Source organism: Natronomonas sp. EA1 (genome assembly GCF_051195035.1).
Lineage (GTDB): Archaea > Halobacteriota > Halobacteria > Halobacteriales > Haloarculaceae > JBNTJV01.
Window position 1 is genome coordinate 583,243 of the sequence record NZ_JBNTJV010000002.1, and the last position, 14,157, is coordinate 597,399.

The 14,157-nt window shown below is 67.6% G+C and carries 15 protein-coding genes; 7 read left to right on the top strand and 8 right to left on the bottom strand.

Features of this window, described 5'->3' with window-relative positions:
- The first annotated feature begins 4 nt into the window (after positions 1 to 4).
- A complete protein-coding gene (locus ACQUQR_RS08960; protein ID WP_435196119.1) occupies positions 5 to 1,096 on the top strand; it encodes a DUF3179 domain-containing protein in 1,092 nt (363 codons plus the stop codon).
- A 30-nt stretch (positions 1,097 to 1,126) separates the two neighbouring features.
- Here ACQUQR_RS08960 and ACQUQR_RS08965 read toward each other — a convergent pair whose 3' ends face one another.
- Complete coding sequence (locus ACQUQR_RS08965; RefSeq protein WP_435196120.1) at positions 1,127 to 1,543, bottom strand: helix-turn-helix domain-containing protein; 417 nt, start codon at positions 1,541 to 1,543, stop codon at positions 1,127 to 1,129.
- A gap of 162 nt (positions 1,544 to 1,705) precedes the next feature.
- Here ACQUQR_RS08965 and engB point away from each other — a divergent pair, with 162 nt between their 5' ends.
- Positions 1,706 to 2,323, top strand: a complete 618-nt coding sequence (engB, locus tag ACQUQR_RS08970; protein ID WP_435196121.1) for a GTP-binding protein EngB — start codon at positions 1,706 to 1,708, stop codon at positions 2,321 to 2,323.
- Between the two features lie 490 nt (positions 2,324 to 2,813).
- Here engB and ACQUQR_RS08975 read toward each other — a convergent pair whose 3' ends face one another.
- Together ACQUQR_RS08975 and ACQUQR_RS08980 are read right to left on the bottom strand one after the other, a co-directional pair.
- Positions 2,814 to 3,488, bottom strand: a complete 675-nt coding sequence (locus ACQUQR_RS08975; protein ID WP_435196122.1) for a DUF3179 domain-containing (seleno)protein — start codon at positions 3,486 to 3,488, stop codon at positions 2,814 to 2,816.
- Positions 3,489 to 3,672: 184 nt separating this feature from the next.
- A complete protein-coding gene (locus ACQUQR_RS08980) occupies positions 3,673 to 4,842 on the bottom strand; it encodes an NUDIX domain-containing protein (protein WP_435196123.1) in 1,170 nt (389 codons plus the stop codon).
- A 55-nt stretch (positions 4,843 to 4,897) separates the two neighbouring features.
- On the opposite strand from ACQUQR_RS08980, the gene ACQUQR_RS08985 reads away from it, so the two are divergent.
- From ACQUQR_RS08985 to ACQUQR_RS08995, 3 genes are all read left to right on the top strand, one after another.
- Complete coding sequence (locus ACQUQR_RS08985) at positions 4,898 to 5,395, top strand: metallophosphoesterase family protein (RefSeq protein ID WP_435196124.1); 498 nt, start codon at positions 4,898 to 4,900, stop codon at positions 5,393 to 5,395.
- 62 nt (positions 5,396 to 5,457) lie between these two features.
- Complete coding sequence (locus ACQUQR_RS08990) at positions 5,458 to 6,210, top strand: coenzyme F420-0:L-glutamate ligase (protein WP_435196125.1); 753 nt, start codon at positions 5,458 to 5,460, stop codon at positions 6,208 to 6,210.
- Positions 6,211 to 6,708: 498 nt separating this feature from the next.
- A complete protein-coding gene (locus ACQUQR_RS08995; protein ID WP_435196126.1) occupies positions 6,709 to 7,692 on the top strand; it encodes a 5,10-methylenetetrahydromethanopterin reductase in 984 nt (327 codons plus the stop codon).
- On the opposite strand, the gene ACQUQR_RS09000 is transcribed toward ACQUQR_RS08995, so the two are convergent.
- Positions 7,646 to 7,876 (bottom strand): hypothetical protein, encoded by a 231-nt coding sequence (locus tag ACQUQR_RS09000; RefSeq protein ID WP_435196127.1) that lies wholly within the window; start codon positions 7,874 to 7,876, stop codon positions 7,646 to 7,648. The genes ACQUQR_RS08995 and ACQUQR_RS09000 overlap by 47 nt on opposite strands.
- A gap of 81 nt (positions 7,877 to 7,957) precedes the next feature.
- Between ACQUQR_RS09000 and ACQUQR_RS09005 the strand changes: the two genes are divergently transcribed.
- Both ACQUQR_RS09005 and ACQUQR_RS09010 read left to right on the top strand, forming a co-directional pair.
- Positions 7,958 to 9,541 (top strand): GAF domain-containing protein, encoded by a 1,584-nt coding sequence (locus ACQUQR_RS09005; protein ID WP_435196128.1) that lies wholly within the window; start codon positions 7,958 to 7,960, stop codon positions 9,539 to 9,541.
- A gap of 4 nt (positions 9,542 to 9,545) precedes the next feature.
- Positions 9,546 to 9,785, top strand: coding sequence for a DUF7573 domain-containing protein (locus ACQUQR_RS09010; RefSeq protein WP_435196129.1), 240 nt, complete (start codon positions 9,546 to 9,548; stop codon positions 9,783 to 9,785).
- A 105-nt stretch (positions 9,786 to 9,890) separates the two neighbouring features.
- Here the strand turns inward: ACQUQR_RS09010 and ACQUQR_RS09015 are convergent, their stop codons facing one another.
- The 4 genes from ACQUQR_RS09015 to ACQUQR_RS09030 form a co-directional block, all read right to left on the bottom strand.
- The gene (locus ACQUQR_RS09015) at positions 9,891 to 10,034 is read right to left on the bottom strand and encodes a hypothetical protein (protein ID WP_435196130.1); all 144 of its coding nucleotides are present in this window, start codon (positions 10,032 to 10,034) and stop codon (positions 9,891 to 9,893) included.
- Between the two features lie 509 nt (positions 10,035 to 10,543).
- Entirely contained in the window at positions 10,544 to 10,948 is a 405-nt protein-coding gene (locus ACQUQR_RS09020; RefSeq protein WP_435196131.1) for a MarR family transcriptional regulator, read from the bottom strand.
- 257 nt (positions 10,949 to 11,205) lie between these two features.
- Positions 11,206 to 12,555, bottom strand: a complete 1,350-nt coding sequence (locus ACQUQR_RS09025; RefSeq protein WP_435196132.1) for a hypothetical protein — start codon at positions 12,553 to 12,555, stop codon at positions 11,206 to 11,208.
- On the bottom strand, positions 12,533 to 14,149 hold the full coding sequence (locus tag ACQUQR_RS09030) for an AAA family ATPase (RefSeq protein ID WP_435196133.1): 1,617 nt from the start codon (positions 14,147 to 14,149) through the stop codon (positions 12,533 to 12,535). Before ACQUQR_RS09030 ends, ACQUQR_RS09025 begins: the two co-directional genes overlap by 23 nt.
- Positions 14,150 to 14,157 lie beyond the last annotated feature (8 nt).

The following is a 14,157-nucleotide window of genomic DNA, read 5'->3' on the forward strand; positions in this document are numbered from 1 at the left end:
ACCCATGCATCGCCGGGCGTTCCTCGCGCTGTGTGCCCTCACGGGCTGTGTCGGCTATCAGGGGCCCCCCTCCGACGATACCGACCCGGAGCCGGCACTCTCGCTTCCGGTTCCCGAGGAGGACCTCGTGCGCGCGGCGAACCGGGACGCTCTGCCCGCCATCACCGAGCCCGCATTCTCCCGCGACTGGTCCGGCGTCTCACTCACCACGCGCACGGAGTTCGGGGTGCGCGAGATCAACCCCCGGCTGGCGACCTTCGACCGCGTGATTGGACTCGTCGTGGACGGGGAGCCGCGCGCCTACCCCCTCCGGGTGCTCGACTGGCACGAAATCGTCAACGACGACCTGCTGGTGACGTTCTGCCCGCTGTGTGGCTCCGCGGTGGTCGCGGATCGCGAAATCGACGGCCGGAAACTCACCTTCGGCGTCACGGGGCTCCTCCACCAGGACAACCTCGTCATGTACGACGCCGAGACGGACTCGCTGTGGTCACAGCTCCACGCGGTGGCGATTCGGGGGCCCCTGACGGGGACGCGGCTCACGCTCCGGCCGTCGAGCCTGACGACCTGGCGCGAGTGGCGCGAGGCCCACCCGGACACCGTCGTCCTGCTTCCTCCACCATTTTCGAGGACCGTCGTCGGGCGGGGAAGCGTCGCGCTCCGCGACTACACCGACTTCCCGTACGGGGGCTACGTCACCAGCGACCGCGTGGGGCTCTCGGACCGGGAGCCGGAGGGCCCGCTCCACCCGAAGACGGAGGTGCTGGGGTTCGCGTCGGGCGGGGAGGCCGTCGCCTACCCCCGGCCCGTCGTCGAGCGCGAGGAAATCATCACCGACCGGGTGGGCGAGACGGCCGTGCTCGTCACCGTCGCGGACGGCGCGCTCCGGGCGTTCGACCCCCGCGTCGGCGGGCGCGTCCCCCGGTTCTCGGTCGATGGCGAGGTGCTGCGGGCCGACGGGTCCCGGTGGTCCCCGCGAACCGGCGAGGCGCTCGACGGCCCCCACGCGGGGACGACGCTCGACCCCCTGCCCGCCGTCGTCGCCTTCTGGTTCGCGTGGCACGACGCGCACCCCGAGACTCGGATCTACGGGTGACGGTGCGAGACGGTCGGTAAGAAGAAGCGTCTATTCGGTGTTTTCCGCGGGGGACGGCTCCGCGTATCGGCGGCTGAATTCCCACTCGCGGCGCATCAACTCCTCGATGCCGTGTGAGAGGATTTTGCGGCCCATCGCGGAGGGGGTGTAGTAGCTGCTGTATCCCTCGTCGTCGCGGGTAGGGGCCTTCTCCCGGCGGACGAGCCCGACGCGGACGAGCTTGTCGAGGTGGTAGTGGAGCTTGTTCGAGGGAAGCTCCACCGCGTCGGCGAGCTGGATCGCGCTGAGACGTGCGCCCTGCTCGGCGGCCTGATTCAGCACGCGCATGATGCGGAATCGGTGCGGGTCACCGACCGCGGTGTGCATCTCCAGGTACTCCTCCCTGTCGAGGGTGCTGTCCGCCGGGAGCGCCGGGCCGTCCGGGTCGAGCCGGATGGGTTCGTTCATGACTGGTATCCTCGCGATGTTCGGGTTGACGTACGGACTAACATATCTAGTGTCTTTGGGCGTTCTCGTCGTCGCCGTTCGATTCCCGGCACGGCGGGCGTCACTCGAAGGCGCGGAGGCGGAGAGCGCACCCCTTATCCGAGCCGACGAGCAAGGGCGGGTATGTTCGAGAACCGCCCCAACCGCGACGCCGAGGTCGTCCTCGTCGGGCGGTCCAACGTCGGCAAGTCGACGCTGATGCGCGAGATCACCGGCCACAAGGTCACCACCGGCGGGAAACCCGGCGTGACGAAGAAGCCCAACCACTTCGACTGGACCGCCGAGGACTTCATGGTCACCGACCTCCCCGGCTTCGGGTTCATGTCCGGCGTCCCCGAGGCCGTCCGCGAGCAGATCAAAACCGACGTGGTCCGCTACGTCGAGGAGCACGCCGACAAGATCCTCGTCGGCATCCTCGTCGTCGACGGGAAAGCCGTCATCGACATCATCGACCGCCACACCAACGAGGAGGAGATCCCCCACGACGTGGAGATGTTCGGCTTCCTCCAGGAGCTGGACATCCCCACGGTCGTCGCCGTCAACAAGATGGACAAGGTGGACGACGAGGACGAGCGCCTGAACGCCCTCTGTGACCGGTTGGGGCTCTATCCCCCCTGGAAGCAGTGGCGCGAGACCATCGCCCCCATCTCGGCGAAACGCGGCTCGATTCAGCCGCTCAACGACGCCGTCCGCGAGCATCTCCACGCGCAGCAGCGGGACGACCTGTTCAAGTTCTTCTAGAGGACCTTTTTCTTCGTCGGGTCTCCTCGCGCGCCTCCGGCGCGCTGTGGGGACCTCTCCTCGAAAAATCTCCACCAAAAAGGCCGAATCAGCCCGCCGGGCTGATTCGGTACGGCGACGGGTCCGCCCCTCCGCACCGCAACCGCAACAGACCAGCCTTTCCCCGAGGTCGCGCCCCCTCGCTCACGCTCGGGATGCGCTCCCGGCCCACCGCCCCAGCACCGCGCCGCCACCGCCTCCGCACCGCCACCGCCTCCGCACCGCCACCGCCTCCGCGCCGCCACCGCCTCCGCACCGCCACCGCCTCCGCACCGCCACCGCCTCCGCACCGCCACCGCCTCCGCACCGCCACCGCCTCCGCACCGCCACCGCCTCCGCACCGCCACCGCCTCCGCACCGCCACCGCCTCCGCACCGCCACCGCCCCAGCACCGCCTCCGCACCGCCACCGCCCCAGCACCGCCTCCGCACCGCCACCGCACCGCCACCGCCTACAGCAACTCCGCCTCGCTCGGGGGTTGGAGCACGACCCCGTCGTACTCGGCCTGCCACTCGGCCCACGTGACCACGGTGGAGGGGTGGAGATCCAGTCTCGTGCCGTCGAGCGGGCCGCAGATGGCCCGGGCCAGCAGCTGTGACCATCTGGATTCTGTATTGAGGTCGTAGAGCACGAGATTCCCCGTATCGCGCACGTCACCCTCTCCCACGGCGAAGGCGTCCCCGTCGGCGACCCGCGCCGCGGTGTAGGCGTCCGGGGGTTTCCACAGCTGGCCGGAGACGCCAAAGGTGGCTTCCTCGCCCTCGACGACGCGGCTCGCGACGACGCCGCTGTTACAGAGCGGACAGAAGGTGACGAGCAATCCATCGGGCGCGTTCACGGCCTCGTGGACGCGGAGAATCGAGCGCGGGTAGCCACGGGTGACACCCCCCGATTCCACGACGACGAGGCGCTCGTCCGGGTCGAGCTCACCGCCCGAGGCGAACGACGGAGAGGCGATAGCCCGGATCAGTTCGGGGAGCAACGGCTCCTCGCAGACCGTGGCGGGGAACCCCTGTTCCGCAATGGAGGTCGAATCCGGGGTCGGCGTCGAGGCACCCTGATAGCCCGCACAGCCCGCGAGCGGGGCGACTGCGCCGAGGGAGACGAGATAGCGCCGTCGCTTCACAGGTTGGGTACGCGAGCGAGCGACAAGAGAACGGCGCGGCTGGGCGCGCGTGGTGCCAGAGAGGTGGTGGCTCGGTGTGAAATCCTCATCACAAGGGGCTCAGAGGGGGTAACATCTCCTCACGGCCACCGGAGGATGATAGCCGGGCGACCGAAAAAGGCCGTTCGGTTCGCCGCGAGGGAAATCAGTCCCAGTCGGCGAGCGCCGCGTGCTCGCGGGCGGCCGCCCGAACATCCGTTTCGGAGAGCGCCCCGTCCTCCGTGACGACGGCCGAAATCGCCTCGGGAGGTGTCACGTCGAACGTCGGATTCAGCACGTCGAGGGAGTCATGAATCTCCTCGTCGGGCCCGGATTCCAGGTGCGCCGTCTCGTCCGCGGCGATCTTGTCCCGCGCGCAGACGACGTAGACGGGGATCCCCTCGTGGGTCGCGGCGAGCGCTGCCCCTCGCGTGCCCGTCTTGTTCACCACGGAGCCGTCGGCGAGCACCGCGTCGGCCCCGACGAGGACGGCGTCGACCCCCTCGGTGGCGAGCACGTGCGCGATGGCAGCGTCGGTGTGGAGGGTGACGGGCATCGACTCGGCGAGTTCCTCGGCCACGGTCACCCCCTCACGTGCGGGCCGGGACTCGGCGACGAAGACGTGCGGTTCTGCCGCCCGGAGCGCGGCGAGCACCGTACCGGACCGCGAGAGCGTGAGCACGCGCTCGGGGAGCATCGCGGCCGCGTTGTGCGCGGCCTTCGAATCGGCGGCGAGCGACCGCTCGATACCGTTCCGGGCGGCTTTCTCGGTCCCCCCCTCCTGCATGACGCGGTTCACGCGGTTCTCGATGACGCGCATGCTCGGCCTCGCTTGGAGGAGATCGCGGGCGAGGGCGGGGACCGTCTCGGGCGCGACGGCCGCGCGGTCGCGCAGACACTCCAGCGCGCGCACGGAGAGATAGGTGGAGCCGTGGTCCGTGTCCTCCTGCACGGTGTCGACGGTGGGGGCGACCCGCTCGTACGATTTCCAGAGGTCGGGGACGGTCTCGCGCCGGAGCATCTCGGTGGGGTGGACCCACGCCCACGCGTCGGTCTCCCAGTTCGGCTGGATTTCCCGCCCCGCGACCTCGAATAAGAACGGGTGGACCTGCCACTCCTCGACGGTGAAGGGCTCGCCCGCGCGGACGAGGCGGGCGTCCTCGAGACCGGTCTCCTCGCGAATCTCGGCGCGGGCGGCCGACTCGGGGTCGCCGTGGTCGGCGACGTGACCCGAGACCGCGCCCCACCTCCCGGGATAGGAGCCGACTTCGTCGCTTCGCCTGAGGAGCAGCACCTCCGTACCCTCGCGCAGGAAGACGGTGGCGACCGGAATCATGGTCTCCCTACGCCCTCGCCGGGGAAACTTTGGGGGGTCGCCTCGGAGAGGAAGTATGCGCGTCGTCATCGTCAGCGACACCCACATTCCGTCGCGAGCCGCAGAGGTCCCGACGTGGGTACGCGGGGAGCTCCGGGAGGCAGACCACGTCATCCACGCGGGAGATTTCGACTCACAGGAGGCGTACGACGAGATCCGGGACCTCGCGCCCGCGCTCACCGCCGTTCGGGGGAATCTCGACCCCGAGCTGGGGTTGCCGGAGGTCGCCGTCCTCGACGTCGAGGGCGTCCGGTTCGTCGTCACCCACGGCACCGGCGACCTGGAGGGGTACGACGACCGCGTCGCGGAGACGGTCGCGGAGCACGCGGACCCCGACCGGCTCACGGTCGGCGTGTCGGGTCACACCCACCAGCGGACGGACCGGGAGTTGGGCGGCTACCGCGTGCTCAACCCGGGGAGCGCGACCGGTGCGGAACCGGCTCCCGACACCTCGATTCTGGTCGTCGAGGTCGCCGAGGGGGCCATCGACGTGACGCCCGTCGTGAGCGACTGACCCCCACGCGACGAATCTCCGGTAACGCGCGACTTTTTCACCTCGCGGGCGCGAACTCGGGTATGGAACTGTTCGCCGTTCCGGACCTCCCCGAGATTCGGGCGGGAGACGACCTCGCCGCCCTCATCGCCGAGCGCGCGGACTTCGAGGCGGGGGACGTGCTGTGTGTCGCCTCCACCGTCGTCTCCAAGGCGGAGGGCCGGGCGGCAGACCTCGCCGACTTCCCGGCGAGCGACCGGGCGGAGGCCATCGCGGCCCGCTTGGCGGAGCTCACGGGCGAGGAGAAGGACCCGCGGTTCGCCCAGGCCGTCTTGGAGGAGAGCGAGGAGCTGGTCATCGAGGCCCCGTTCATCCTCGCGGTGACGCGGTTCGGCCACACCACCGTCAACGCGGGGATCGACCGCTCGAACGTCCCGGGCCACGACCTGCTCCTGCTGCCCGAGAATCCCGGCGCGTCGGCCGAACGCCTCTCCGAGGCGCTGGGCATCCCGGTCATCGTCACCGACACCTCGGGGCGCCCCTTCCGCCACGGCCAGCGCGGGGTCGCCCTCGGCTGGGCCGGGATGCCCGCCTCGCGCGACTGGCGCGGGGAGCACGATAGAGATGGGAGAGAACTCGGCGTCACCGTCCAGTCCGTCGTCGACGAACTCGCCGGCGCCGCGAACCTCGTCGCGGGCGAGGGTGACGGGGGGACCCCCGCCGTCGTCGTCCGCGGCTTCGAGTTCGGCGACCACGAGGGCTCGAACGAGCTCTTCCGGAGCGAGGAAGACGACCTCGTCCGGCAGGCGCTCCGCGCCTGGGAGTTTGGCGAGTGAGATGAGCGAACCACACGGCCGGTCGCGCGTCCCGAACGGCAGTGAGGGCGCGCGGCCTCGGGGAAGGGCTGGCGCGGTGCGGTTGCGGTGCTGTGCGGTGCGGCCCCTGGCGGAATCGCAAAGGGCGAGGGGGCTCGCGCCGGAGGGGAGTCGTCTGCACGGGCCCTATCCGCGAAGCGGATATCCCGTGCAGCGACCGCGAGCACCCGAGGGCTTTGCAGGTGTGTGCGGCCCCGAAAGCAAATCAAAAGAGGGCTTTGCAGGTGTGTGCGGCCCCGAAAGCAAATCAAAAGAGGGCTTTGCAGGTGTGTGCGGCCCCGAAAGCAAATCAAAAGAGGGCTTTGCAGGTGTGTGCGGCCCCGAAAGCAAATCAAAAGAGGGCTTTGCAGGTGTGTGCGGCCCCGAAAGCAAATCAAAAGAGAGCGTCCCACCCGGTCACAGCAGCGAGAAGCCCTGAACGGCGAGAAACAACGAACCAGACACGAAAACAAGATCACCATGCTAGGAATCGAGCTGACGCCGGAACACCCGGTCGACCGAATCGAGTCGTTAGGCAAGAAAGCGGAGGAGGCGGGGTTCGACACGGTGTTCGCCTCGTCGCACTACAACAACCGTGACCCGTTCGTCGCGCTCGACCGCATCGCGGGGGCCACGGATTCGGTTCGGGTCGGCCCGGGGGTCGCCAACCCCTACGAGACGCATCCCGTCGCGCTCGCGTCCCGCGTGGCGACGCTGCAGGAGACCTCCGGGGGCCGGGCCGTCTTCGGCATCGGACCGGGGGACCCCTCGACGCTGCGGAACCTCGGTATCGACCGGGAGCAGGGGCTGAGTCGCGTGCTGGAGACGTTCAAGGTTGCCCAGCGGTTCTGGGCGGGCGAGCGCGTGAGCCACGACGGCACGTTCGAGGCCGTGGACGCGGGGCTGAACTACGAGATCGACTCCGAGATCCCCGTCTACGTGGGGGGCGAAGGCCCGCACATGTGCCGGATGGCGGCGAAACACGCCGACGGCCTCCTCTTTAATGGCTCACACCCGGACGACCTGGCGTGGGCGCGCGAGCAGGTCGATATCGGGTTAGAGGAGCGTCCCGACTCGCGAGGAACGTTCGAGCTGGTGGCCTACGCGAGCGTGAGCATCGCCGAGGACGCCGAGGCGGCGCGGGAGGCGGCCCGGCCTCCCGTCGCGTTCATCGCGAGCGGGGCGGCACCCCCCGTCTTAGACCGCCACGGCGTCGACCCGGAGCGGGCGTCGGCCATCGGTGAGCAGATCTCGGGAGGGGCCTTCCGGGCGGCGTTCGGGCTGGTGACGGACGCGATGCTCGACGCGTTCTCGATTGCGGGCACGCCGGACGCGGTCGAAGCGCGCGTAGAGGAGCTGCTCGAACACGCGGACGGCATCGTCGTGGGGTCGCCGCTCGGCCCCGAGCTGGAGTCGGCTATCGACCTCGCTGGGGCGGCCCTTCGCTCGCCGGGAAGAGACTGACGAACCCCTCGAGGGTCGCACCCGCGAGGAGGTAGCCGAAGTAGGCGACGGCGACGCCGATGATGATGCTCCCCGAGGCGAGCAGGGCCGCCTGCTCGGGGCTCTGTGCTGCGATCTTCGCGAACTCCACCGGGAGCTGAACGATGCTCTCGAGGAGCCCGCCGCTGGCCGTTCCCTCTGCCATACCCGGAGTTACAGGTGGGGTGACTTGTAGCTGTCCGTCGAAGCAACCCTGCTTAAGCCTCCTGCGCGTCTACGTATTTCAATGGACGTGCGTGTGCTTCACGTCGACGGGACGGCGGACGGTGAGCCAGTGCACACGCAGCTCGCGGCACGCTACCCCGACCTCGACATCGTCCACGTCGCAGCGGAAGCGGACGCCATCGAGCTGCTCGACCGCGAGCGGTTCGACGCCGTCGTCACCGGCCACGACGACGCGTTCGACTGCCGCACGCTCGTCGCCGCCGTCCGCGAGCGGGACGCGGACATCCCCATCATCTGTTTCACCAGCCGGGGGTCGGAGGCGCTCGCGGAGACGCTCGTCGGCCTCGGTGTGACGGGGTATCTCCGGCAGGACGGCCCCGAGAGGCTCGACGCGCTCGTCGAGCGCCTGCACGACGCGGTGCGCTCCAACCGCGCGCGGGGCCACGCCGCCGACCTCTCGCGGATCACCGACCTCATCCGCCGGGTCCAGCAGGTCGTCGTCTACGCGGAGTCGCGCGAGGCGCTCGAACGCCGCGTCTGTGAGCTGCTCACCGACTCGGAGCCCTACCAATTCGCGTGGTTCGGCGAGGCCGACGCCACGGGAGAGAAGCTCGTCCCCCGCGTCTCCGCCGGCGACGACGCGGGGTATCTCGACCGCGTCACCATCCGGCTCGACGAGTCGCCCAGGGGACAGGGGCCGGGCGGGCGCGCCTACCGCACCCGGCGCGTGCAGGTCGCCTCGGACCTCCAGACCGACCCCCGCTTCGCGCCGTGGACCGACGCCGTCGACGAGTACGGCTACCGCTCCGTCATCGTCCTCCCCATCCTCCACGACGACGAACTCTACAGCCTGCTCGCCATCTACGCCGACCGCCCGAACGCCTTCGACGCGCGCGAGCGCGCCGTCCTCACCGAGCTCGCCGAGACCATCGGCTACGCCATCGACGCCCTCGAAACCGAGGCCGACCTCCGCGAGCGCACGGACGAACTCGCCCGCCAGAACGACCGGCTGGCCCGCATCATCGGCATCATCGCCCACGACTTCCGCAATCCGCTCGCCGTCGCCCGCGGCCGGCTCACCCTCGCGAAACACGCCGCGGTCACCGACGAGGACCCCGAGGAGGCCGTCGAGCACGTCATCGCCGCCGACGCCGCGCTCGAACGCCTCGGCGACCTCATCGACGGCCTGCTCGCGCTCGCCCAGGGGGGCGAGGCCGCGCGCGTCCCCTGCTCGCTCGACGTGCTCGTGCGCGAGGCCTGGGCCGACCAGAACATCGAGGGCGCGTATCTCGACGTGGTGGCCGACCTCCCCACCGTCGAGGGGGACCCCGCCCGCCTCCGGTCGCTGTTCGGCAACCTCTTCTCGAACGCCGTCCGCCACGCCGGCCCCGAACCCCGCGTCGAGGTCGGCACCCTCCCCGACGGCTTCTACGTCGCCGACGACGGCCCCGGCATCCCCGACGACCTCCGCGAGCGCGTCCTCGACTACGGCTACACCACCTCCTCCGAGGGCATCGGCCTCGGCCTCGCCATCGTCCACGAAGTCGCCATCGCCCACGGCTGGACCCTCTCGCTCACCGAGAGCGACTCCGGGGGGGCGCGCTTCGAGTTCCGGTGGGATTCTAATGGCTTCGCGAGTGAGTAGGGGTATGGACCGATCGCTCACGGAGTTCACGGGCGAGGAGCGCGAAGACCCGGACGACGAGCCAGAACCGGAGACCGTCGAGTCGAAGGCGGACGAGGAACCCGAACCCGAGACCGTCGAGCCAGCGAAGCCGACCTACGACTGGTCGCCGGAGGGAACCGAGTGTGAGGCGTGTGGGGAGACGGTGGAGAAACGGTGGCGCGACGATGAGGGGATGGTGTGTGGCGAGTGTAAGGGGTGGTAGCTAGCCGATATGAACTGCCCGAAGTGTAAGTAAGTTAAGATGATTGGGTGTGTCTCCTCAGATTCATCTAACAGAACAAATGCCACAGCGCAACGAAGATAGAGACTAGAATTTCAGGACGGCTTCGATATCAGCCTTGGTAGCAGTGTTCCCTTCCGCGAGGTCGTCGATCGCCTCGAGCACCTCCTCGGGGACGCACGGCTCCTCACCGTTTTCATCCCGGGACGGCTCGTCCACGTCTACCGACATACCGAACGGTATGCTGGGTGGGAGTACGAGTGTACGCCTGCGATGAGCGACACGGCCGGCTCGAAGCCGTGGCTCACGGGGACTCCCACCCCGAAAACCGCGTCCGTGCCACTCACACCACCACGTCCTCTCGCATTGACCTGAATCGGCTGTCCTGGCTTCCACCATCAACCACCTACGGGAGAAGAGAAATGAGTGACTTTTTCACCAGCCTTCGTCCGTCTTCTGTGAGTTTACCTTTTATATCCCCGTTCATGATCGACCCTGGTGCGATCGTGTAGAGGGCCCACGGCATCAGATACGACGTGTCGTTGAACGAAATCCCCGTGAGGTGCTCGTCTTTGAGTTCCGGCGTAGTTTGCTGGTACTTCCCGGCACTTGTCCCAACGCACATCACAGTACAATCGGTGGCACTGAACGGGTGTGTATCGTGAGCCAAGACGATAATTGGTCTCTGGGGATGAGCACCTGTTGGGTCTTGTGCCCAGCAAACATCGCCTGCAGATAGTTTATTCATTCAGTTCGCCTTCCAACGCTGCGAGTTCTGCATCGAGCTCCTCGTCGGTACGACCCGCTCCGAGTTGTGTCTCGGGTTCTTCGGGAGTGGCGTCCGCATCGCGGTGGTGACCGAACAGTCGATCGACTTGGTTGAGACTGGAGAGGTACCGTCGGATGTCGTCTCGTTCGCTCAGAGCGTAGTAGTAGCCGTCGTCCGTTTTTCCGACGTAGTCGTCATCATGGAGACGCTTGAGTGTGGTCGTAGCGGTCCCTCGAGGGATGTCGAGGGCCTCTTTGATCTCTTGCGGCGAGTATCCCCACTCAGGATTTTGGTACAGGTACACCACGATATCTGATTTCGTGGTTCCTGGGCGAAGCTCGAGGTCAGAGTCGTGGTCTTTGAGGAGCACCGGCATGGTGTACCCGAATGTAGTCAATTGTGCCATAAAGACGTTTCGGCCAGTCGCTCGTCGAGGGAGTCCCCGTCCCCGAGTTCGACCGCCTCGATCTCGCGGTCGAACTCCGTCGCGTTCTCCGACGGGCGCATTACCTGCTCTGGTGGCCAATTCCTGTATAAACGTTTGGCGGTGGTACGCGGTATATCGTTCATCGCTGCAGAATCGTGGTTCCACGCTTCGCCGTCCGGTTGGACCGAGATAGCGTACTACCGTCCTCAAACCACCCGGTCCAGCACCGTCGCCAACTCTGCTTCCAGCTCCGACGCCTGCAGAATCCGAATCGTCTCCTGTTCCTCGAGCGGGCGCGTCTCGCTGTCCATGTCCTGCGTGACGAGGAGGCCGTTCCAGCCGTCGCCGAAGAACGGGCCGTCGTCCCCGTCTCCGTGGGCGAACTCCTCGTCCACACGGAGGAAGGCGAGATACTCCAGCGTCTCGCGGATGCCCTGGAGGACCGTCTTCCGTCGGGTGGAGTGTTTCACCTCGGTGATGAAGTAGTCGTACTCGTTCGTCCCCTCGTCGTGGATCTCGAGGACGACCACGTCGGGACGGCCAGTGCGCTCGTCGAACCCGGAACCGAAGTAGTCCTTCGCGACGGAGCGGGCCGTCCGCTGGACCGTCTCGGCGCGGGTGAGCGCCTCGTCGGATTTCTCTGCCTCCTTCGGGGAGGTGAGAAACGAAAGACTGCGGTCGCTCGCGGAACTGTCGTGGTAGATGACGACTTCCTTCTCGCCGTCGAAACGGGCGATCTCCTGTTTCCCCGATTCGATGGTCCGGAGGGTGAACTCCCCGTCACGGAGGTCCTCGATGGTCGAGATGATCCGGAAGAGGACGAACAGCTCGAACAGCGTCTCCTCGTCGTCCGGGGTGATGGCCGTGCGTTCGAGGAGGTCGCGAATCGCGTCTCGCTTCCCGGTTCTGGCGGCTTCGCGGGCGCGGACGAGCCGAGCGGCTTCCCGATAGACTCCCTGCCGGGACGCCTCTGCCGTCGCGAGCATCCTGTCGGTCGGTTCGTACTGTTCCGGGTCGCGGATCCGTCGGACGTGGACGTTCCGTTCGAACACCCGACGGAGGTCGTCGACGAGGTCCTCGGCGAGCCACGCGTCGTGGACCCAGTCGTACTCCCGGTCGAGGAAGCGCTCGGCCCGGTCGAGCGTCCGGTGGACGACGGAGAGGAGGTGTTTGAGGACGAGGTTCTCGTCGGTATCGTAGTTCTCCGTGCGAGTGTCACAGACGAACATCGCGGTATCGCTGGGGCTCTCGCCGTAGCGGCGAATGAGCGTCCGCTGCCAGTTCACGCGCCCGCGGACGCCCCCGCGGACGACGTGTGTGCGGGTTCGCGTCGAGGTCTCCAGCTCTCGGAGGTGTCGCGGGAGATCGCGCACGAACTGGACCACGTCCTCGCGCAAGAGGAAGTGGAGGTCGACGAGGAACTCGAACTCCTCGAACCGTTCGTCGAGTCCCTGCGGGCTGATGGCCTCCGCGACGACGCCCTCGGAGACCTTCCCGGCCATCACGTAGCCGAGGATGTCCGCGGTGAGCGCCTCAAGCAGTTCGTTGCGTTTCATCGAATCTGACCTGTAACATCTCGCTCGCGACCGTTCGAAGCCTGTCGGCGTCCACGTACTCGCTGTCACAGAGCGAGGCGACCACGCGTTTCCGGTCCGGTACCCCCTCCAGCTGTGGGAAGACGTAGCTGACGACCGCCTGTGTCGTCGATTCCGTCACACCGCCACCGTTCGTGACCATGCCGAGCATGTCCTTCACGAGGGCCGGGCCGATGGGGCGCCCCGACTCGTTCGTCCGTTTCCAGATGTCGGTGACGGCAACCTGCTGTGTCGCCGTCGGGGCGACGTTCCATCGGGCGACGTACTCGTCGACGGCCTCCTCCAGTCGGTCGTTCGCCGGCGTCCCCACCCGGACGAAGGTGAACCGTCGCATGAAGGCGTAGCTCATCTCGTAGAGCGAGGTCTTGTCGTAGCTGTTCATCGTGGCGAGGAGCCGCCACGACTCCGGCACGACGTAGTCGGTGGCGGTGAGCGCTCCCCACTCGATCTCCGTGGACGGCGAGATGGTGATCTCCTCACCGCCCTGTTCGAACGGGAGCTGCACCGCCTGCCCGGAGAGCACCGTGAACAGTTGGCCGAACGCCTTGTCGATGTCCGCGCGATTGATCTCGTCGATGACGAGCAGTTCGTTCCGAGCCCGGTCACCGTTGGCCAGTCGTCGGAGGATCTGGCCCGGGTTGAACTCCAGCGAGCCGTCACCGCTCTCGCGTGGCATGTACCCCCCGACGGTGTCGAACGTCGACCAGTCGGCCGTCGCCGTCGTCACCTGATAGCCCGTGTACTGGCGGTTCGCGTCGGTGAGCGCAGTACAGAGGTTCTCCGCGAGTTCCGTCTTCCCGGTCCCGGGCGGACCGGTGAAGATGAGGTGTTTCCCCGAGTGAATCGCGGCGGCGACGGCACTGGCGATGCGTTCGCGCTCCGCGTCGGGGAAGTAGAGGCCGTCGAAGAGCGTATCGGTGTCGACGGTGAGCTCCGTCGTCGCCGCGATGTCGTCGAAGGAGACCGTGGGTGAGGAATCAGTCGTGGTGTCACCCGACTCGCGCTCGCGGTACTGCACCCGCGTCATCGGCTGCTCGTGGAAGAGATCGAGCGTCTCGTCGGCGTACTGGAACTCGCTGAACGACCCCATCACCGGGAAGTTGTAGTCGAACCGATCGGAGAAGGTAGAGAGTTCGACTCGGTCCGTGAGGAGCGCCCGGATCTCGGCGTGGATCTGCTCGACGGATTTCGAGCCGATGGGGGCGCCGTCGATATCCCGGAGGGAGCCGCGCCAGTAGGTCTCGCGAAGCAGGGCGATGTACGGATACTGGTTCTCCTCGGCCTCGGTTTCGGAGCGCCACAGTGGGTAGTCCTTCCGCTCGCAGGATTCGACGACACCGTAGCCGACGAGTCCGGACTCCCACGAGCCGTCGTGCGTGTCCGTCCCCGTCGAATGGAAGACGATGATGTCGCCCGACTCCACCCGCTCCCACGCGCTTCTGTTGTCCTCCGTGAATCCCCAGATTCCCGTGACGAGCGTAGTGAGCCAGTGATCCGGTGGCCCAGTCGCCTTGAAAATCGTGCGGTCCGGACCGCCCAACGTCGTCTGCGTCATGACGACAA